An 18,978-nucleotide genomic window follows, 5' to 3' on the forward strand; every position below is an offset into this window, starting at 1 on the left:
GGCCGTTGGGGCCCGCCGGCGTTCCTCGGCGGGGTACTGCCGCATGCTGCGAAGGGGTCAGGCGGTCCAGCGGTAGGTCATGTCGGGCTCGTTCTCCTCGTTCCGGCTGCCGTCGTTGCTGTCCACCGGGACGAAGCCGTGCCGCTCGTAGAAGGCCCGCGCCCCGGTGTTCCGCTGGAAGACGTGCAGCGAGAGTTTCCCGGGGCTCGCCTCCTTGACGGCTTCCAGCAGCAGCGTCCCGATGCCGCGGCGGCGGACGTCGGGGTGCAGGTAGAGGTGGTCGAGCTGGTCGCCGTCGAGTGCGGCGAAGCCCAGGAGGGCCCCGGTGCCGGCGTCCTCGGCGAGCCAGACCCGGGTGTCCGCCAGCACCACGTTGGTGACCCACCACAGGGTGGCCTCGTCACTGTGCAGGCGGGGGAGATAGGGCATGGCCGCCGCGCGGGAGGCCAGGAAGACCGCGGTGACGGCCGCGGCGTCCTCCGCCCGTGCGGCCCGCAGGTGGACGTTGCCGGTGAACGGCGCGTCGGATTGCATCCACATCTCCTTGAACGGGGCTTTGCGGGCGGTGCTGCCGCGGGTCGGCCATCAAGGGTGGAAACGCGAGATCGACACCCATTGCACACTGACGGCAAGTTCCGTCGGGCGATGGATGGTTGAGCCGAAATTCCCCCCGGATGGGCCTGCTTCCGGCGGCCCAGCGGCATTGATCTCCGGTCAACATAACACCTGGTCATGGACATGGGAACCCCCTCTGGGCGGGTTCCTGACAAGGCTATTCTGCGGTTAGATGAGCGCGCGCCGGACAGGCGATCGGAAATGAACCGGCAACACTGCATGGGCCGTTGTGACATCGGACCCTTCCCGGAATCCCGGACCTTCCCAGACCCTTCCCGAAAGGAGCGGCCCGCGTGGACACCCCTGCCGTCCGAATCAGCGGCGTGGTCAAGACCTTCGGCACCACCACGGCGGTGGGCGGCCTGGACCTGGAGGTGCCCGCCGGCATGTTCCTGGGCCTGCTCGGACCCAACGGCGCCGGCAAGTCCACCACCATGCGGATGCTCACCGGACAGACCCGGGCGGATTCGGGCACCGTGGAGGTCTTCGGGCACCGGATGCCGGACGACTCCCGCCGGGCCCGCTCCCTGGTCGGCGTCGTCCCGCAGCACGACAACATCGACCCCGAACTGACGGTCCGACAGAACCTGGACGTCTTCGTCCGCTTCACCGCCCTGCCGCGCGCCGGGTATCGTGACGCCGTCGACCGCGCCCTGGCCGCGGTCCGCCTCACCGACCGCGCCGACACCCGGGCCGACGCGCTCTCCGGCGGCATGCGCCGCCGGGTCCTGCTCGCCCGGGGCATCGTCAACAACCCGCGGCTGCTGCTCATGGACGAGCCCACCGTCGGTCTCGACCCGCAGATCCGCCAAGACCTGTGGGACGTCATCGACGGGATGCGCGAGAGCGGCACCACCGTGGTGATGTCGACCCACTACATCGAGGAGGCCGAGCGGCTCGCCGACGAGGTGGCCGTGGTGTTCGGCGGCCGGATGATCGCCCGGGGCACCCCCGCGGACCTGCTGCGCGCGCACGCGGGCGCCCAGGCCGCCGAGTACCGGGGCGACGCGGCCCGGCGCGAACTGGTCGAGGCCGAAGCCGCCCGGGCCGGGCTGCCCAGCCGCCGCACCGGGCCGGCCGTCTCCGTGCTGCGGGCCGAGACCATCCCCGCGCAGATGCACGAGCGCCTCGGGTCTCCGGACGTGCTGCGCCCGACCTCCCTGGAGGACGTCTTCGTCGCCCTGACCGGAGAACTGTTCGGCTGAGTTCCGGCCGAAACCGCCCGCGCCGTCGCGCCCCGCGAGCCGGCCGCCCCCGTGGGGGAGCGGCCGGCCCGAGGCCGCGCGCCGGACACCGGCAGGGGCCAGGGCGCGTCTTGGCCCGCCGGCCCCCAGAGAGAGGACATCCGATGACCACGGCGACGCCCACGCCCCGCACCCGGGAACAGGCCGGCCCTACCGCCGAACCCGGCCGCCCGCCGGCCCTGTGGCCGACCGTGCGCGCGGTCTGGCTGCGTGAGCTGCTGCTCTTCCGGCGCTACTGGCCCGCCATCACCTTCGGCTCGCTGATCGAACCGCTGGTCTACATGACCGGCTTCGGCCTGGGCTTCAGCCGGCTGATCGACTCCGTACAGGGCCACCCCTACCCGCAGTTCGTCGGCGTCGGCATGGTGGTCACCTCGGTGCTCTTCGCCTCGGCCTTCGCCGGGATGTTCGAGAGCTTCAACCGCCGCAAGTACCAGAAGATCTACGACGCCGTCCTCTGCCAGCCCGTCGACGTCTGGGAACTGGTCACCGCCGAGGGCTCCTGGATCGCCGTCAAGTCCTCCGTGTACGGCACCGCGCCCCTGCTGGTCACCCTCGCCATCGGCCTCCCGCCGACGCCGGAACTGCTGCTGGTGCCGCTGGTGGCGCTGGTCTCCGGCTTCGCCTTCGCCCTGCTCGGCATGTGGGTGTCCTGCCTGGTGCCGGCCATCGACTGGCTGCGGCTCGTGGTCTCCGGCGTCCTGACCCCGCTGGTGATGGCCGCAGGCGTGTTCTTCCCGCTGGACGGCCTGCCCGGCTGGGTCCACGCCGTCGCCGCCGTCAACCCGATCTACCACTGCACCCAGATGGTCCGGCACGCCGCCTTCGGGACGCTGGGCGCGGCGGACGCGCTGCACGGAGCCGTGCTGGCCGGATTCGCCGCCCTCGCGTGGTACCTGGCCGTCCGCGGGATGCGCCGGCGACTCATCGACTGAACCGGGGGAGCGCGCGGCAGCGCGCCACGCCCCCGACCGACAACGGGACCCGGCCTTCCCCGGGCACCGCGCAGACCAAGGAGAACCACGTCCATGACGGACACCACCCGACCGGGCACCGGCGAGCGGCCGCCGGTCCGCACCGCGAGCCCGCGCCGCTTCCTGATGTGCCGGCCCAGCCACTTCGGCGTCAGCTACTCCATCAATCCCTGGATGCATCCGGAGAAACCGGTCGACGGCGAGCGCGCGCTCGCCCAGTGGACCCGGCTGCGTGACCTCTACCGGGAACTCGGCCACACCGTCGAGGAGATCGACCCGCTGCCCGGCCTGCCCGACATGGTCTTCGCGGCCAACGGCGCCACCGTGATCGACGGGAAGGTCCTGGGAGCGCGCTTCCGCCACGCCGAGCGCACCGCCGAGGGCCCGGCCTACCTCTCCTGGTTCCGCGACCAGGGCTACTCCGAGCTCCTGTGGCCCGAGCACATCAACGAGGGCGAGGGCGACTACCTGCTGGTCGGCCGCCGGCTGCTGGCCGGCACCGGCTTCCGCACCGACCCGAGGTCGCACGCGGAGGCCCAGGAGTTCTTCGGCGTCCCGGTGACCGGCCTGACCCTGGTGAACCCGGAGTTCTACCACCTGGACACCGCCCTCGCCGTCCTCTCCGACGACGAGGTCATGTACTACCCGGGGGCCTTCACCCCCGGGAGCCGCGCGGTGCTGCGCGAACTCTTCCCGGACGCCGTCCTGGCCACCGACGAGGACGCCGCGGTCTTCGGCCTCAACGCGCTCTCCGACGGCCGGCACGTGCTGCTGCCCGAATCGGCCACCCACCTGATCGGCGAACTGCGCCGGCGCGGCTTCGAGCCGATCGGCGTGGACCTCACCGAGCTGCTCAAGGCGGGCGGCAGCGTCAAGTGCTGCACCCTGGAGCTGCGCGGCCGCTGACCGCCCGCCCCCGCCCCACCCAACCGAGAGAGGACCGAACCGATGACGAACCCCTTCGACGACCCGGACGCCGACTACCTGGTCCTGGTCAACGACGAGGGCCAGCACTCCCTGTGGCCCGCCTTCGCCCCGGCCCCCGCCGGCTGGCACCCCACCTTCGGCCCGGCCGGACGGCAGGACTGCGTCGACCACATCGAGACCTCCTGGACCGACATCCGCCCCCGCGGCCTGGCGGAGGCCACCCCCGGTCGGCCCGCCGCCACCGGACCCGCACTCGGCTGACCACAGCCCGCCCGGGCCCGGCCGAGCCACCCCCGAGGGGGACGTCACGGTGCCCGGCGGTCCGTCCGGCGCGGGTGCGCCGACCGCCTAGTCGGCCGTCTCCGGCGCGGCCGGTGTCCGCCGATCCGCGAACTCGGCCGCCGGGGCCGTGGTTCGCTCCCGTGACTCGAAGGGCAGGATCCGTTCCATGACCTCGCTGACCTCGCTGCTGCTCTCCCGCCGTGACCTCGACTTCCTGCTGTACGAATGGCTGGACGTCCCGTCCCTCACCGGGCGGCCGCGGTACGCCGACCACTCGCGGGAGACCTTCGACGCGGCCCTGGACCTCAGCGAGCAGGTCGCCACCCGGCACTTCGCGCCGCACAACAAGCGGAACGACGCCGAGGAGCCGCGCTTCGACGGCGAGCGGGTCCACATCATCCCGGAGGTCGGCGAGGCGCTCACCGTCTTCGCCGGGACGGGCCTGCTCGGCAGCGCCATGGACGAGGAGGTCGGCGGCGCCCAGCTGCCCACCGTCGTGGCCAACGCCTGCTTCGCCTGGTTCCAGGCCGCCAACCCGGGCACCGCGGCGTACCCGTTCCTGACCGCGGGCAACGCCAACCTGCTGCTGGCGCACGGCAGTCCGCAGCAGATCGACACCTACGTCCGGCCGATGGTGGAGGGCCGGTTCTTCGGCACCATGTGCCTGTCCGAGCCGCAGGCCGGCTCCTCGCTCGCCGACGTCCGCACCCGGGCCGAACCGCGGGAGGACGGCAGCTACCGGCTGTTCGGCAACAAGATGTGGATCTCCGGCGGCGAGCACGAGCTGTCCGAGAACATCGTCCACCTGGTGCTGGCCCGGATCCCCGGCGGACCGCCCGGGGTGAAGGGACTGTCGCTCTTCATCGTACCCAAGGTGCTGGTCGGCGCCGACGGCTCACTCGGCGAGCGCAACGACGTCGTACTGGCCGGGCTCAACCACAAGATGGGCTTCCGGGGCACCACCAACACCCTGCTCAACTTCGGCGAGGGCGTGCACCGGCCGGGCGGCGAGCCCGGCGCGGTCGGGCACCTGGTCGGCGAACCGCACCGCGGCCTGGCGTACATGTTCCACATGATGAACGAGGCCCGGATCGGCGTCGGCCTCGGCGCCACCGCGCTCGGCTACACCGGTTACCTGCACGCCCTGGACTACGCGCGCAGCCGCCCCCAGGGCCGCCCGGTCGCCGCGAAGCCGGCGGGCGGACCGCAGGTGCCGATCATCGCCCACGCCGACGTCCGCCGCATGCTGCTGGCCCAGAAGTCGTACGCCGAAGGGGCGTTGGCCCTGGTGCTGTACTGCGGCCGGCTCCTCGACGAGGAGCGCACCGGCGCCTCGCCCGAGGACCGCTCCCGCGCCAAGCTGCTGCTGGACGTCCTCACCCCGATCGCCAAGAGCTGGCCGTCCCAGTGGTGCCTGGAGGCCAACAGCCTCGCCATCCAGGTGCACGGCGGCTACGGCTACACCCGCGAGTACAACGTCGAGCAGTTCTACCGCGACAACCGGCTCAACCCGATCCACGAGGGCACCCACGGCATCCACGGCCTGGACCTGCTCGGCCGCAAGGTGGTCATGGACGGCGGCGCGGGCCTGCGACTGCTCGTCGAGACCGTCTCGGCGACCGTCGCCCGCGCCGGGGCCGCCGGCGGTGAGGCCGCCGAGTACGCGGCGCGGCTCGACGAGGCCGTCCGGCGAGCGGTCTCGGTCACCGGGCGCCTCTGGGCGACGGGCGACCCCGAGACGGCGCTGGCCAACGCCAGCGTCTACCTCGAAGCGGTCGGCCACACCGTGGTCGCCTGGCTGTGGCTGGAACAGCTCCTCGCCGCCGAAGGCGGCAGCGGATCCTTCTACGAGGGCAAGCGGCACGCCTGCCGCTTCTTCTTCCGCCACGAACTCCCCAGGACCGCGGCCCAGTTCGACCTGCTGGAGAGCCTGGACCGCACCGCCGTGGAGATCCCCGACGACGCCTTCTGACCGCGGCCGGACCCTCACTGTTCCCGGTCCAGGGCGAAGGCGACCATCTCCCGGTAGACGGGGTGGGGCGCGTCCTCGGCGGAGTACCAGTCGCGGGGGCCGGTGCGCTCCTCCCAGGCCAGCTGGGCGGCGGCGATCGCGTCGACCAGCTCGGCGGCCAGCCGTCCGGCCTCGAAGAGGTCCTGGTCGGTGGACTGGGAGCTGGCCCCCACGATCTGGCCGCGGATCGCCGCCGAGTGCCCGTAGCGGAACCCGCCGCTGCCGCACAGGTGGGGGTCGGTCAGGACCGCCTCGCCGTAGTTGCGCCCCAGCCGGCGGTGGCCCGCGGCCTTGGCCGCCGCCCGGGGCAGGAAGCGCCGGGCGTCCTCGCCGACGGTGACCGCCGCCATCACCGCCCGCTCCTCGGGCACCCAGGGCCCGGCCGTCGGGTCCAGCAGCACGAAGCCCATGCTCGCCCGGGGGTACGGGTCGCGCGGCGCGGTGGCGGCGGGCGCGGTGTGGTTGCGCCAGATGCTGGCGGCCCGGCGCAGCCCGAGGCCGAGCAGCAGCCCGGCGAAGTCCGCGTCGTCGAAGAGGTGGCCGTACGGGTTGCGCCGGTGCTGGGCGCGCACGGTCAGGCCGTGCTCCGAGACGCTCTCCCGGGTGGTCACATCGGCTCCTTCGGCAGCTCGCGACGCCTCGCCCTGTTCGTGGTCTTCGGCGGGGTGTTCGCCGACCGGCCAGGCGGTCGCCGGGCCGGTCAGCGACCTCGTCGGCGTGCACCGGCTGCTGTTCCTCGGGGCCGTGGTCGGCCTGGGCTGCGCCCTGGCGCTGCTCGCCGTCCGGCCCGTCCGCCGGCTCCCGCGGACGGCCGACTGAACCCGAGCCACCGGAACCCCTGCCCGCTCCGCCCCCACGCCCCCCGGCAACGCCCACGCGCCCACCCCACGACAGGAGACCGTCCATGCGCCACCGCCTGACGGTGATCGGCAGCGGCTACCTCGGCATCACCCACGCCGCCTGCATGGCCGAACTCGGCCACCGGGTCCTCGCCCTGGACATCGACGAGGACCGGGTCCGCCGCCTCAACCAGGGCGAACTGCCCATCCACGAGGCCGGGTTGGACGAGCTGCTGCGCAGCAACCTGGCTGCCGGCCGGCTGCGCTTCGGAACCGACCCCAAGGAGGCCGCCGACTTCGCCGACCTGCACTTCCTCTGCCTGGGTACCCCCCAGCGCAGGGATTCCGGGGCCGCCGACCTCTCCCAACTCGACGCCGCCGTGGAGGCCCTGGCCCCGCACCTCGACCGGCCCTGCGTCGTCGTCGGCAAGTCCACCGTCCCGGTCGGCACCGCCGAGCGGCTGGCCGCCCGGCTCGCCGCCCTGGCCCCGGCCGGTCAGGCCGCCGAACTCGCCTGGAACCCCGAGTTCCTGCGCGAGGGCCACGCCGTGCGGGACACCCTGGCGCCCGACCGGATCGTGCTCGGGGTGCGCCCCGGCCGGGCTGAGGGACTGCTGCGCGCGCTGTACGAACCGCTGGGCGACATCCCGACCGTGGTCACCGACTACGCCACCGCCGAGCTGGTGAAGGTCGCCGCGAACGCCTTCCTGGCGACCAAGATCTCGTACATCAACGCGATCGCCGAGGTCTGCGAGGCGGCCGGCGCCGACGTGGTGCGGCTGGCCGACGCGCTGGGGTACGACGAGCGGATCGGCCGGCGCTTCCTCGCCGCCGGGCTGGGCTTCGGCGGCGGCTGCCTGCCCAAGGACATCCGGGCCTTCGTCGCCCGCGCCGAGGAGTTGGGCGCGGGCGAGTCCCTGGAGTTCCTGCGGCAGGTGGACGCGATCAACCTGCGCCGTCGCACCCGGGCCGTGGACCACGCCCGCGTACTGGCCGGCGGCTCCTTCACCGGCCGGAACGTCGCCGTGCTCGGCGCCGCCTTCAAGCCCGACTCGGACGACATCCGCGACTCGCCCGCGCTCGACGTCGCCACGGCGATCGCCCGCGAGGGCGGGCGGGTCTCGGTGTACGACCCCGCCGCCCTGGACAACGCCCGCAAGGCCTGCCCCGACCTCGGCCACGCGGCCTCCACCGCGGAGGCGGTGCGCGGCGCCCAGGTGCTCCTCCTGCTCACCGAGTGGCGCGAGTTCGTGGAACTCGACCCGGTGGCCCTGGGGGAGCAGGTCGCCGTCCGCGCCGTCGTCGACGGCCGCAACGTGCTGGACCCGGCGGCCTGGCGCGCGGCCGGCTGGACCTACCGCTCCCTGGGCCGCCCCTGACCGGGCAACCGCTGCCCGGACGCGGCGCCTCGGTGCGCGGATCCGGGGCCTTCGCTCCCTAAGCTGGCCTACCCCGGGCGGCCGGCCCTCTCCGCCGCCCGGTGACCCCGGAGAGAGAGGCGGGACCGGCAGCATGACGACGGCCGTAGTGGTGGGCAGCGGGCCGAACGGGCTCGCCGCCGCGATCCGCCTCGCCCAGGAGGGCGTGCGGGTCAGGGTGCTGGAGGCGCGGGAGACCATCGGCGGCGGCACCCGGTCCGGCGAGCGGACGCTGCCCGGGCTGATCCACGACGACTGCTCCGCCTTCCACCCCACCGGCGTCGCCTCGCCGTTCCTGCGCTCCCTGGGCCTGGAGGAGTACGGGCTGCGCTGGCTCTGGGCCGGGGCGGAGCTGGCCCACCCCCTGGACTCGGGCGCCGCCGGGGTGCTGTGGCGCGACGTCGACCGGACGGCCGCGCAGCTGCCGCCGGCGGACGGCCGGACGTGGCGGCGGGTGTTCGGACGGCTGGCGAGCAACTTCGACCGGCTCGCGGACGACGTCCTCGGCCCCCTCCTGCACGTGCCCGGCGCGCCGCTCGCCCTGGCCGAGTTCGGCGCCCAGGCCGTGCTGCCCGCCCCGTGGACCGCGCGGCAGTGGAGCGGCGAGCAGGCCAGGGCGCTGTTCGGCGGGGCGGCGGCCCACGCGTTCGGCTCGCTCGGCGGGCCGTTCGGCAGCGCCATCGGCCTGATGCTGATCGCCGTCGGCCACGCCCACGGGTGGCCGGTGGCGGAGGGCGGCTCGCAGGCGGTCACCACCGCGATGGCACGGCTGCTGGAGCGCCTCGGCGGCACCGTGGAGACCGGGGTGGAGGTCCTCGACCTCGGCCAGCTCGACCGGCCCGACCTCGTCCTGCTGGACACCGGCCCGCACGCCGCCGCCCGGATCCTCGGCGACCGCCTCCCGCCCCGGACCGCCCGGGCCTACCGCCGCTACCGGTACGGGCCCGCGGCCTTCAAGGTGGACCTGGCGGTCGAGGGCGGCATCCCGTGGACCAACGAGCACTGCCGGACGGCGGGTACCGTCCACCTCGGCGGCACCTTCGAGGAGGTCGTCGCCGCCGAGGAGGCGACCTCCCGCGGCCGGATGCCCCACCGCCCCTTCGTACTGGTCGGCCAGCAGTACCTGGCCGACCCGTCCCGCTCGGCCGGGGACCTCCACCCCGTCTACGCCTATGCCCACGTCCCGCACGGCTACCGGGGGGATGCGACCGAAACCGTCCTGGACCAGATCGAGCGGTTCGCCCCCGGCTTCCGGCCGCGGATTCGCGCCCGGCACGTCCGCACCGCGGCCCAGCTGCACTCGGACAACCCCAACCACGTCGGCGGCGACATCACCGGCGGCGCCAACACCGCCCGCCAACTCCTCCTGCGCCCCGGCCCCACCCGCGACCCCTACGCCACCGGAGTCCCGGGCGTCTACCTGTGCTCCGCCGCCACCCCACCGGGCGCCGGAGTCCACGGCATGGCCGGCTTCCACGCGGCCCAGTCGGCTCTGCGACACCTGGCACGGTGGTGACCCCGCCGGCGCGGGGATCGCTCCAACGGCACCCGGCTACTGGAGCGGCGCCTGCGGCAGCGTCAGGGGCCCGAAGTGGTGCTGGAGGGCGGCGAGTTGCTTGCCGTGGGCGTCGAGGGCCGGGCCGGTCGGGGGCGAGGACGGCCCGGGCTGTCGGACCGGCGGAGGGTGACGCCCCTCCGCACCGGTCCGACAGCCCGGGCGGCCGGGAGCGCGGGCGGTGCTACCGTGCCGCCGCCGCGTGCCCGGCGGCCGGAACCGCGCCCTCGGGGTCCCGGCCGGGCAGGGCCCGCAGGATCGCCTCGACGCTCTGCTTGGCGTCGCCGAAGAGCATGCCGGTGTTCTCCCGGAAGAACAGCGGGTTCTGCACCCCCGCGTAGCCGGAGGCCATCGAGCGCTTGAAGACGACCACCTGCTCGGCCTCCCACACCCGCAGCACCGGCATCCCGGCGATCGGGCTGCTCGGGTCCTCGGTGGCGGCCGGGTTGACGGTGTCGTTGGCGCCTATGACGAGGACGACCGAGGTCGCGGCGAAGTCGTCGTTGATCTCGTCCATCTCCAGGACGATGTCGTAGGGCACCTTCGCCTCGGCCAGCAGCACGTTCATGTGCCCGGGCAGGCGCCCAGCGACGGGGTGCACCCCGAAGCGGACCTCGACCCCGCGCTCGCGCAGCCGCCGCGTCAGCTCGGCCACCGGGTGCTGGGCCTGGGCCACGGCCATGCCGTAGCCGGGGGTGATCACCACGGACCGGGCCCGGTCGAGCAGCCCGGCGACCTCCTCGGCGTGCACCTCGCGGTGCTCGCCCTGCTCCTCGCCCCCGCCGCTCGGGGCCTCGATGCCGAAACCACCGGCGATCACGGACAGGAAGGAGCGGTTCATGGCCTTGCACATGATGTACGAGAGGTAGGCGCCGGAGGAGCCGACCAGCGCCCCGGTGACGATGAGCAGGTTGTTGTCGAGCAGGAACCCGGAGGCGGCCGCGGCCCAGCCCGAGTAGCTGTTCAGCATGGAGACCACCACGGGCATGTCGCCGCCGCCGATCGAGGCGACCAGGTGCCAGCCCAGGGCGAGCGCCAGCACCGTGACCGCGACCATCAGGACCGGGCCCGGGCTGGCGGTGAACCAGACCGTCAGGGCCGCGAAGGCGGCCAGCGCGCCCAGGTTGAGGGCGTTCTTCCCGGGCAGCGTCAGCGGACGCGAGGCGATCCGGGCGGACAGCTTCAGGAAGGCCACGACGGAGCCGGTGAAGGTGACCGCGCCGATGAAGACGCCGATGAACACCTCGGCGTGGTGGATGCCGAGCAGCTCACCGGCGATCCGGGTCTGGCCGGACCCGTGGGACTCGACCTCCAGGTAGCTGTTCCAGCCGACCAGGACGGCGGCGAGGCCGACGAAGCTGTGCAGGACGGCGATCAGCTCGGGCATCTGCGTCATCTCGACCCGCCGCGCCCGCCACAGCCCGGCCGCACCGCCGAGCACCATCGCGAGCACGATCAGCGCGACCGCGCCGGCGGCGATGCTCTGCGCCGCCACCACGACGGTGGCGACCAGCGCGAGGGCCATGCCGGCGATGCCGTAGACGACGCCGGCCCGCGAGGTCCGGTGCTGGGAGAGCCCGGCGAGGCTGAGGATGAACAGCAGCGCGGCGACCAGGTCCGCGGCGTGCGAGGCCGTGGTGGAAGTCATCGGGCTCAACGCCTTTCGGGGGAGGTCGAGAACATCGACAGCATGCGGCGGGTGACGGCGAAGCCGCCGAAGATGTTCACACTGGTCAACAGCACGGCGACGAAGGACAGCCCGGTGACGACGCGGTTCTCGTGGCCGATCTGCAGCAGGGCCCCGATCACCACGATCCCGGAGATCGCGTTGGTCACCGACATCAGCGGGGTGTGCAGGGCGTGGTGCACCTTGCCGATGACGTAGTAGCCGATGACCACGGCGAGTGCGAACACCGTGAGGTTCTGGGCGAGTTGGGCCGGAGCGAAGGCGGTCAGCAGGAAGGCCGCGAGCATCCCCGCACCGATCAGGCCGAAGCGCGCCGCGGGGCCGAGGCGGGGCCGTCCCGGCTCCACGGCCGCGGACGCCGGCGCGGCGGGCTGCGCGGCCGGAGCGGCCGACACCGCCACGGGCGGCGGCGGCCAGGTGATCTCGCCGTCGCGGACGACCGTCACGGCCCGCTGGATCACGTCCTCGAAGTCGAGGGCCAACCGGCCGTCCCGCCCGGGCGTCAGCAGCTTCAACAGGTTGACCAGGTTGGTGCCGAACAACTGCGAGGCCTGGGCGGGCAGCCGGGCCGCCAGGTCGGTGTACCCGATGATGGTGACGCCGTTGTCGGTGACCACCGTCCGGCCCGCCACGGTGCCCTCGACGTTGCCGCCCTGCGCGGCGGCCATGTCGACGATGACGCTGCCGGGCCGCATCGCCGCCACGTCCCCGGCCGTGACCAGCCGCGGGGCCGGGCGCCCGGGGATCAGCGCGGTCGTGACGATGATGTCCACGTCCTTCGCCTGCTCGTGGTACAGCGCCGCGGCGGCGCGGTCGTACTCGGCGGAGGTCGCCTTGGCGTACCCGTCGGTGCTCGCCTCCTGGGCGACCTCCACGGCCAGGTACTCGCCTCCCAACGACCGGACCTGGTCGGCCACCTCGGGCCGCGGATCGGTCGCCCGGACGATCGCGCCCAGGCTGGAGGCGGCGCCGATGGCGGCCAGGCCGGCCACGCCGGCGCCCGCCACCAGGACCTTCGCCGGCGGGACCTTGCCCGCGGCGGTGACCTGGCCGGTGAAGAAGCGCCCGAACACGTGGGCCGCCTCGATCACCGCCCGGTACCCGGCGATGTTGGCCATCGAGCTGAGCACGTCCATCGACTGCGCCCGGGAGATCCGCGGGACGGCGTCCAGCGCCAGTGCGGTGACGCCGCGGGCGGAGAGCGCCTTGAGCAGCTCGGGGTGCTGGGCGGGCGCGATCAGGCCCGCCAGGGTGGTGCCCTCGCGCAGCCGGGCGATCTCGTCGTCCGTCGGGGCGTTGATCTTCAGGACCACCTCCGCCGCCCAGGCGTCGCCGATGCGCGCGCCGGCCTCGGTGTAGGCGTCGTCGGTGAAGCCGGAGGCGGCACCGGCCTCCGGCTCGACGACGACGTCGTAGCCGAGACCGATCAACTGCCGCACGGTCGCCGGTGTCGCCGCGACGCGGGTCTCCCCGCCGGACGACTCGGCGACCACGCCGACGGACTGGGGTGGGGGCTGGGACGGGACAAGTGCAGACATGTCTGGTGTCTCTCTCGTCGGAAGCACTGCTGACCGGGGGATGCGCGGCCGGGGCGGAACCCCGGCCGTTGGTCGAAGGAACGTACTCCTACCCAGTCTGCGAACCGATGGCGCGAACCAGTGACGAGCCTCACTCACCCGTACGGAGGACGGCCGGACGGACCGGGCACCCCGCCGCCGCCCGAACAGTGGGTGGGGATCCGCCTCCTCCCTTCGTTCACGAGCGAGCCGTCCCGCAGGCTCTCCTCGCGGCCCTTCGGCGCTCGCCGTCGTGCTGAAGGCCCCCGCGGAGCGGGCACGGCGGCGGGTTCGCACCCCACCGCCGTCCCGCCCCGCGGGAGCCTCCGGCCGCCGCGGCGCCGTCTCAGGCGGGCAGCACCCACCGCTGGTTGGCGGCGCCGGTGCAGTCCCAGATCTGCACCTGGGTGCCCGCGGTGGTGGACCACCCTGGGTCGTCCAGGCACTTGCCGGACTGCGGGTTGTACAGCGAACCGTCGGAGCGCGGGATCCAGACCTGGGAGCCGGTGTTGTTGCAGGTGTAGAGGTCCACCGCCGTGCCGTTCGCGGTGCCGGCCGCGTACACGTCCAGGCACTTGCCCAGCACGTGCAGCGTGCTGCCGGCCTGGACGACCGTCCACTGCTGGGCGGGCGTGCCGTTGCAGGTGTAGATCTGCACCGGGTTGTAGTCGGCGGTGGAGGCGGCGCGGTCGTCCAGGCAGAGGCCGCCGTAGCCGGTGATCGCCGAACCGCCGCCGCCGCCGCTGCCGCCGGTGGTGGTGGTGTACGCCGCGACGGACGCGACGCTCATCGTGGCCCCGGAGGTGGTGGCGGACGTCGGGGTGGTGCACCCGCAGACGCCGTTGGGGAAGCCGCCGCCGATGGCCAGGTCGAAGATGATGGACAGCGGGTGGTCGAAGGCCTGCTGCCAGACGGCGGTGCCGATCTGGCTCTCCGACACGGTGAAGTACGCGGTGCCGTCGAGGTACCAGGTGATCGACTCGGCGGACGTGTTGGTGCGGTCCAGGATCATCGCGTAGTCGTGGTAGCCGCTCTGGCAGCCCGGGCAGGCGCGCAGGCCGCTGCCGATCCCGTTGCCCTCGTTGCACACACCGCCGGGGGAGGTGCCGCAGTGGATGGTGCCGGCCACCTGCGAGCGGGCGTTGACGTCCTCCATGATGTCGATCTCGCCGTTCTCGGGCCACTGCCCCGGGCCCAGCATCCAGAACGCGGGCCAGTAGCCCAGCCCGCCGGCGGGGGCGGGCTGCATGATCGAGGCCGTGACCTCCAGCTTGCCGCCGGCCGGCGCCCCGGCGACCGCGCTCGGCGTCCGGATCCGGCCCGAGGTCCAGGAGCCGCCGCTGCCGAGGGCGGTGATGGCCAGGTTGCCGTTGCCGTCGAGGTGGACGTTGGCGGTCGAGTCGGTCATGGTCTCGATCTCGCCGGTCCCGAAGTTCGAACCCGGGCCGGTGTCGTACGTCCAGTTCGCCCCGGACGGCCGTGCGCCGGCCGGGCCCGAGAAGTCGTCGCTGAACACGGTCGTCCACCCCGGCGGCGGCCCGGCGGCGGCCACCGGGGCCGCCGCCGTCACCGCGGTGGGGGCGGCGCCGAGGGCGGGCGCCTGGCCGATCAGCGCGACGAGCATGCCGAGGGTGGCCAGGACCGCGAGTCGGCGGCCGGGCCGGGTGAGTTGGCGAGAGCGCCGGCCGGTGCGGCGGCGCGCGGGGACACGGGTCATCTGCTGCTCCCAACGGAAGGGGCGCGGACCCGGCCCGCGAGGTGGGGTGGGGGGGCGGGTTCCGCGGAGCGGGGCGAAGCGGGGGCACCGGCCGGCGTGTTCCGCCGGACGAGCCCTGGGGTCGTCCCATCGTGGTGTGCTGAGCTGAGCTGAGCCGCATTCAACTCCTGTACCTGTCAAAGCGTCAAGAGGTTGAACAGGCGCCCCTTGGCGTCAACTCATGAAGGCCGAGCACCCACCCGCGCTGGGTCCTCCCGGGCAGCCGCCACTGCTCGAACACCGCGGGGCGAAGTCCGTCCACGACGGGGCTCGCCCATCTGCGCCACCTGATCGAGGCCCGGCTGGAACGCCCGTCGGGACCTCTCCCGCGTCACACGCCCCTCGACGAGCCCCCCGGTGAGCCCATCACGGAAGGTGACCAGCGCAGCCTGTCGGCACCGGGCGCGCCTACGGTTCAGTGCCGTCCTATCGTGTTCGGAGGGGCAAACATGCCGAGGAGCTGCCATGGCTACGGCGAGATGGTTCTTCGAGCCAGGTCACACAGCGGCGGAGTTCAGCGCCAGACACATGATGGTCACCTACGTGCGCGGACAGTTCAAGAACGTGCACGGCTTCCTGGTGATCGACCCGGACGACCCGGAGAAGGCCCAGGTGGAGGCGACGATCGACGCGACGCAGGTGTACACCGGGCAGCCCGACCGCGACACCCACCTGCGCAGCGCCGACTTCTTCGACGTCGAGCGCTTCCCGACGTGGACCTTCACCGGGTCCCGCGTCCGGCAGGTGAGCGCGAACGACTTCGAGGTGACGGGCGAACTCACCATCCGCGGAGTGACACGCTCCGTGACGTTCGATGTGACGTACCTGGGCCAGTGGGACACCCCCTGGTGGGAGGGCGACCGGGATCTCGGCCCGCGGCGCCGGGCCGGATTCGTCGCCAGGTCGCGCATCAACCGCCATGACTTCGGCGTGAGTTGGAACGACGTGGTCGACCGGGGCGGTGTCGTCGTAGGCGACATGGTCGACGTCACGGTCGATGTCGAAGCAGTCCTGGAGCCCGCCGCGACGGCGAGCTGACCCACACTGGAGGAGAGGTCCGGAGATGCGGGGACGGCCTGCATGCACAGAGTGGACAGCCACGCCGCCGGGGGCACGGAACCCGGCGGACCGGGGGAGTCCCGGTACGCCAGGGGGCGGCTCCGCTTGAGGCCGCGGGTGCGCAGTGTCGCCGGGCAGGTGTTCCTGTGGCTGCTGGTCGTCGTGGTGCTGCTGGTCGGTGCCGGGCTGACGGCGCTCATCCTGCAGGCCCGCAACTACGCCTCGAATGATGCCGAGCACCGCACGCGCGCCGCGGCCGTCACCCTGGCGCAGGTCCCCACGGTGGTGGACGCCCTGGGCAGCGCCGACCCGACCGCGGTGCTGCAGCCGCTGGCTCTGGACATCGTGAAGAAGAGCGGCTTCGACTACGTCGTGATCGCCGGCCCCGACGGGACGCGCTACGCGCAGACCGCCCAGCCCGCGCTGATCGGGAAGCACCTCATCGGCCCGTACCAGCAGGCCCTCCAGGGGCCGATCACCTACAGCTTCACCGTGCCCATCGGCCGGGTCGTGGAAAGCAGCGCGCCGGTCACCAGGCCGGACGGCTCGGCCGCCGGCCTGGTCCAGGTCGGCTACACCGTCGCGCACGCGAGCAGCGCGGTGGGCCGGCAGCTGCCGGTCCTGTTCGGCGGCGCGGCAGCCGCGCTGGCCGTGGGAGCCGGCGGGGCGGTGCTGGTGCGGCGGCGGCTGCGCCGCCAGACGCACGGCCTCGGCCCGGCCGAGATGACGCGGATGTACGAGCACCACGACGCGGTGCTGCACGCGGTGCGCGAGGGCGTGCTGATCGTCGGCGGGGACAGACGGGTGCTGCTGACGAACGACGAGGCCCGGCGGCTGCTGAAGCTGCCGCCCGAGGTGGAGGGGCGGCCGGTCACCGAGCTCGGGCTCGATCCGGGGCTGGCCGAGCTGCTGGCGTCCGGGCGGGCCGCCACCGACGAGGTGCATCCGGCCGAGGACCGGCTGCTCGCCGTCAACAACCGCCCCACGGCGCCGTTCGGCGGCGGGTCCGGCAGCGTGGCGACGATCCGGGACACCACCGAGCTGCGGGCACTGGCCGGGCAGGCCGAGGCGGCCCGGGGCCGGCTGCGGTTGCTCTACGACGCCGGGTTGCGGGTCGGTACCACCCTGGACATCGTGCGGACCGCCCAGGAGCTGGCGGAGGTGGCGGTTCCCCGGTTCGCGGACTTCGCCACCGTCGAGCTGGCCGAGGCGGTGCTGCGCGGTGACGAGCCGCTCCCCGGCACGGGCGGTGCGGGAGGCCCGCGGATCCGCCGGGTGGCCGCCTGCGGCATCCGCGAGGACCGGCCGTTCCTCCCGGTGGGCTCGCAGATCAGCCCGCTGCCCGGCACACCGGAGGCCACCGCCATGGAGGGCGGGCGTGCCACGCTGGTGGCCGACCTGCGTCAGGCACACGCCTGGCGGACACCCGACCCGCAGACCGCCGACCGGATTCTGGCGTACGGGGTCCACTCGCTGATCTCCACGCCGCTGAAGGCGCGCGGCCGGGCCCTGGGCACGGTCAGCTTCTGGCGCGCGGAGCAGTCGGAGCCGTTCGGGCCGGAGGACGTCGCCTTCGCCGAGGAGCTGATCGCCCGCGCGGTGATCTGCTTCGACAACGCCCGCCGCTACACCCGCGAGCGCCGGATGGCCGAGGCGCTGCAACGCAGCCTGCTGCCCCGGGGACTGCCCGAGCAGAGCGCCCTGGAGGCGGCCTACCGCTACCGGCCGGCACTGCAGAGGGTCGGCGGGGACTGGTTCGACGTCATCCCGCTGCCCGGCTTCCGTGTGGCACTGGTCGTCGGCGACGTCGTCGGTCACGGCCTGCACGCCGCCGCCACCATGGGCCGGCTGCGCACGGCCGTCCTCAACTTCGCCGCCCTCGACCTGCCCCCGGACGAGCTGCTCGCCCGTCTCGACGAACTGGTCGCCCGGCTCGACCAGGACGAGGGAAGGCCGGGAGAAGGCGACATCGAGGCCGAGGCCGAGGACGAGGGCGTGCGGACGGTCACGGGCGCCACCTGCCTGTACGCGGTCTACGACCCGGTCTCCGGACACTGCACCATGGCGCGGGCGGGTCACCCACCGCCCTCACTGGTCCGCGTCGACGGCAGCGTGGAGTTCGTCGACCTGCCCGCCGGGCCGCCGCTCGGCGTGGGCGGCCTGCCCTTCGAAACCGCCGAACTCCAGCTGGCACCCGGTGCCGTCCTGGTCCTCTACACCGACGGACTCGTCACCAGCCGCGACCGCGACCTGGAGAACGGACTCGCCGCGCTGCACGGCTCCCTGGCGAACATCCGCACGGGAGCCTCCCCGGAGGAGATCTGCGGGGCCGTGTTCGACGCGCTGGCCCCACCGCGTCCGTGCGACGACATCGCCCTCCTCGTCGCACGCACGCACCTGCTCGCGCCCGACCAGGTGGCCACCTGGGACGTACCCGACGACTTCGCCGCCGTCTCCCGCATCCGCAAGGCGTGCGACGACCAGCTCACCGCCTGGGGCCTGGAGGAACTGACCTTCACCACCGAGCTGATCCTCAGCGAACTGATCACCAACGCCCTCCGCTACGGCGCCGAGCCGGTCCGCGTCCGCCTGCTGCGCGACACCAGCCTGGTCTGCGAGGTCTCCGACGCCAGCAGCACCGCCCCCCACCTGCGCTACGCGGACACCACGGACGAGGGTGGCCGGGGCCTGTTCCTGGTGGCCCAGCTGGCCGAACGATGGGGAACCAGGTACACGGCACGTGGCAAGGTCATCTGGGCGGAGCAGCCACTGACCGCACCCGAGTACCGGTTCGAGGCGATGCTGTTGTGACCCGGCACGGCGGGGCGCTCCTCGTCGCGGGACAGGAGTCGACACAGCAGCGGATGCCCGACCAGGAGCTGGTCGAACTCCCCTGCCGTCCACGAGCGTTCGGGCCATGTGACGGGAGATCACGCCGTAGGGCCCGCCTTCGGCGAGGGGTCCGCGGGACGGTCCGGCCCCCGTCGGACCGTCCGGGGCGTCACCGGTCGGACGGCGACCTGACCGACCCCCCGGCGCCGGCTGCGGTGGCCGT

14 protein-coding genes are annotated in these 18,978 nt (G+C 73.6%); 9 read left to right on the forward strand and 5 right to left on the reverse strand.

Annotation, left to right across the window (positions count from 1 at the left end; all coding sequences use genetic code 11):
- Nucleotides 1–57: 57 nt before the first annotated feature.
- Nucleotides 58–534, reverse strand: coding sequence for a GNAT family N-acetyltransferase (locus ACZ6Z8_RS14220; RefSeq protein ID WP_465609474.1), 477 nt, complete (start codon nt 532–534; stop codon nt 58–60).
- Between the two features lie 374 nt (nt 535–908).
- Here ACZ6Z8_RS14220 and ACZ6Z8_RS14225 point away from each other — a divergent pair, with 374 nt between their 5' ends.
- The 5 genes from ACZ6Z8_RS14225 to ACZ6Z8_RS14245 all read left to right on the forward strand — a co-directional run bounded on the left by ACZ6Z8_RS14225 (nt 909) and on the right by ACZ6Z8_RS14245 (nt 6,014).
- Complete coding sequence (locus ACZ6Z8_RS14225; RefSeq protein ID WP_465609476.1) at nt 909–1,820, forward strand: ABC transporter ATP-binding protein; 912 nt, start codon at nt 909–911, stop codon at nt 1,818–1,820.
- Nucleotides 1,821–1,963: 143 nt separating this feature from the next.
- Complete coding sequence (locus tag ACZ6Z8_RS14230) at nt 1,964–2,794, forward strand: ABC transporter permease (protein ID WP_465609478.1); 831 nt, start codon at nt 1,964–1,966, stop codon at nt 2,792–2,794.
- A gap of 93 nt (nt 2,795–2,887) precedes the next feature.
- Nucleotides 2,888–3,739 (forward strand): dimethylargininase, encoded by an 852-nt coding sequence (gene ddaH, locus ACZ6Z8_RS14235; protein WP_465609480.1) that lies wholly within the window; start codon nt 2,888–2,890, stop codon nt 3,737–3,739.
- A gap of 42 nt (nt 3,740–3,781) precedes the next feature.
- On the forward strand, nt 3,782–4,021 hold the full coding sequence (locus ACZ6Z8_RS14240; protein WP_465609482.1) for an MbtH family protein: 240 nt from the start codon (nt 3,782–3,784) through the stop codon (nt 4,019–4,021).
- Nucleotides 4,022–4,208: 187 nt separating this feature from the next.
- Nucleotides 4,209–6,014 (forward strand): acyl-CoA dehydrogenase, encoded by a 1,806-nt coding sequence (locus ACZ6Z8_RS14245; RefSeq protein WP_465609484.1) that lies wholly within the window; start codon nt 4,209–4,211, stop codon nt 6,012–6,014.
- Between the two features lie 14 nt (nt 6,015–6,028).
- Here ACZ6Z8_RS14245 and ACZ6Z8_RS14250 read toward each other — a convergent pair whose 3' ends face one another.
- Nucleotides 6,029–6,664 (reverse strand): hypothetical protein, encoded by a 636-nt coding sequence (locus ACZ6Z8_RS14250; RefSeq protein ID WP_465609486.1) that lies wholly within the window; start codon nt 6,662–6,664, stop codon nt 6,029–6,031.
- Nucleotides 6,665–6,957: 293 nt separating this feature from the next.
- Here ACZ6Z8_RS14250 and ACZ6Z8_RS14255 point away from each other — a divergent pair, with 293 nt between their 5' ends.
- Both ACZ6Z8_RS14255 and ACZ6Z8_RS14260 read left to right on the forward strand, forming a co-directional pair.
- Nucleotides 6,958–8,271 carry a UDP-glucose dehydrogenase family protein gene (locus ACZ6Z8_RS14255; protein WP_465609488.1) on the forward strand — a complete coding sequence of 438 codons (1,314 nt, stop codon included), beginning with the start codon at nt 6,958–6,960 and terminating at the stop codon, nt 8,269–8,271.
- Nucleotides 8,272–8,404: 133 nt separating this feature from the next.
- Nucleotides 8,405–9,826 (forward strand): phytoene desaturase family protein, encoded by a 1,422-nt coding sequence (locus ACZ6Z8_RS14260; protein WP_465609489.1) that lies wholly within the window; start codon nt 8,405–8,407, stop codon nt 9,824–9,826.
- A 223-nt stretch (nt 9,827–10,049) separates the two neighbouring features.
- Here the strand turns inward: ACZ6Z8_RS14260 and pntB are convergent, their stop codons facing one another.
- The 3 genes from pntB to ACZ6Z8_RS14275 all read right to left on the reverse strand — a co-directional run bounded on the left by pntB (nt 10,050) and on the right by ACZ6Z8_RS14275 (nt 14,825).
- Nucleotides 10,050–11,513, reverse strand: coding sequence for a Re/Si-specific NAD(P)(+) transhydrogenase subunit beta (gene pntB / locus ACZ6Z8_RS14265; RefSeq protein ID WP_465609491.1), 1,464 nt, complete (start codon nt 11,511–11,513; stop codon nt 10,050–10,052).
- A gap of 5 nt (nt 11,514–11,518) precedes the next feature.
- Nucleotides 11,519–13,090 (reverse strand): Re/Si-specific NAD(P)(+) transhydrogenase subunit alpha, encoded by a 1,572-nt coding sequence (locus tag ACZ6Z8_RS14270; RefSeq protein WP_465609492.1) that lies wholly within the window; start codon nt 13,088–13,090, stop codon nt 11,519–11,521.
- A 364-nt stretch (nt 13,091–13,454) separates the two neighbouring features.
- Nucleotides 13,455–14,825, reverse strand: a complete 1,371-nt coding sequence (locus tag ACZ6Z8_RS14275) for a ricin-type beta-trefoil lectin domain protein (RefSeq protein ID WP_465609495.1) — start codon at nt 14,823–14,825, stop codon at nt 13,455–13,457.
- A gap of 504 nt (nt 14,826–15,329) precedes the next feature.
- Between ACZ6Z8_RS14275 and ACZ6Z8_RS14280 the strand changes: the two genes are divergently transcribed.
- Together ACZ6Z8_RS14280 and ACZ6Z8_RS14285 are read left to right on the forward strand one after the other, a co-directional pair.
- On the forward strand, nt 15,330–15,902 hold the full coding sequence (locus ACZ6Z8_RS14280) for a YceI family protein (RefSeq protein WP_465609497.1): 573 nt from the start codon (nt 15,330–15,332) through the stop codon (nt 15,900–15,902).
- Nucleotides 15,903–15,944: 42 nt separating this feature from the next.
- Nucleotides 15,945–18,734 carry a SpoIIE family protein phosphatase gene (locus tag ACZ6Z8_RS14285; RefSeq protein WP_465609498.1) on the forward strand — a complete coding sequence of 930 codons (2,790 nt, stop codon included), beginning with the start codon at nt 15,945–15,947 and terminating at the stop codon, nt 18,732–18,734.
- The last annotated feature ends 244 nt before the right edge of the window (nt 18,735–18,978 follow it).

It is taken from the genome of Kitasatospora sp. NPDC101108 (assembly GCF_055584725.1).

Bases quoted from the DNA above. Each gene is read 5' to 3' on its own strand.
- ACZ6Z8_RS14270 (WP_465609492.1), bottom strand. From the start codon at position 13,090: ATGTCTGCACTTGTCCCGTCCCAGCCCCCACCCCAGTCCGTCGGCGTG.
- ACZ6Z8_RS14245 (WP_465609484.1), top strand. From the start codon at position 4,209: ATGACCTCGCTGACCTCGCTGCTGCTCTCCCGCCGTGACCTCGACTTC.
- ACZ6Z8_RS14275 (WP_465609495.1), bottom strand. From the start codon at position 14,825: ATGACCCGTGTCCCCGCGCGCCGCCGCACCGGCCGGCGCTCTCGCCAA.
- ACZ6Z8_RS14230 (WP_465609478.1), top strand. From the start codon at position 1,964: ATGACCACGGCGACGCCCACGCCCCGCACCCGGGAACAGGCCGGCCCT.
- ACZ6Z8_RS14220 (WP_465609474.1), bottom strand. From the start codon at position 534: ATGCAATCCGACGCGCCGTTCACCGGCAACGTCCACCTGCGGGCCGCA.
- pntB (WP_465609491.1), bottom strand. From the start codon at position 11,513: ATGACTTCCACCACGGCCTCGCACGCCGCGGACCTGGTCGCCGCGCTG.
- ACZ6Z8_RS14240 (WP_465609482.1), top strand. From the start codon at position 3,782: ATGACGAACCCCTTCGACGACCCGGACGCCGACTACCTGGTCCTGGTC.
- ACZ6Z8_RS14255 (WP_465609488.1), top strand. From the start codon at position 6,958: ATGCGCCACCGCCTGACGGTGATCGGCAGCGGCTACCTCGGCATCACC.
- ACZ6Z8_RS14280 (WP_465609497.1), top strand. From the start codon at position 15,330: ATGGCTACGGCGAGATGGTTCTTCGAGCCAGGTCACACAGCGGCGGAG.
- ddaH (WP_465609480.1), top strand. From the start codon at position 2,888: ATGACGGACACCACCCGACCGGGCACCGGCGAGCGGCCGCCGGTCCGC.
- ACZ6Z8_RS14285 (WP_465609498.1), top strand. From the start codon at position 15,945: ATGCACAGAGTGGACAGCCACGCCGCCGGGGGCACGGAACCCGGCGGA.
- ACZ6Z8_RS14260 (WP_465609489.1), top strand. From the start codon at position 8,405: ATGACGACGGCCGTAGTGGTGGGCAGCGGGCCGAACGGGCTCGCCGCC.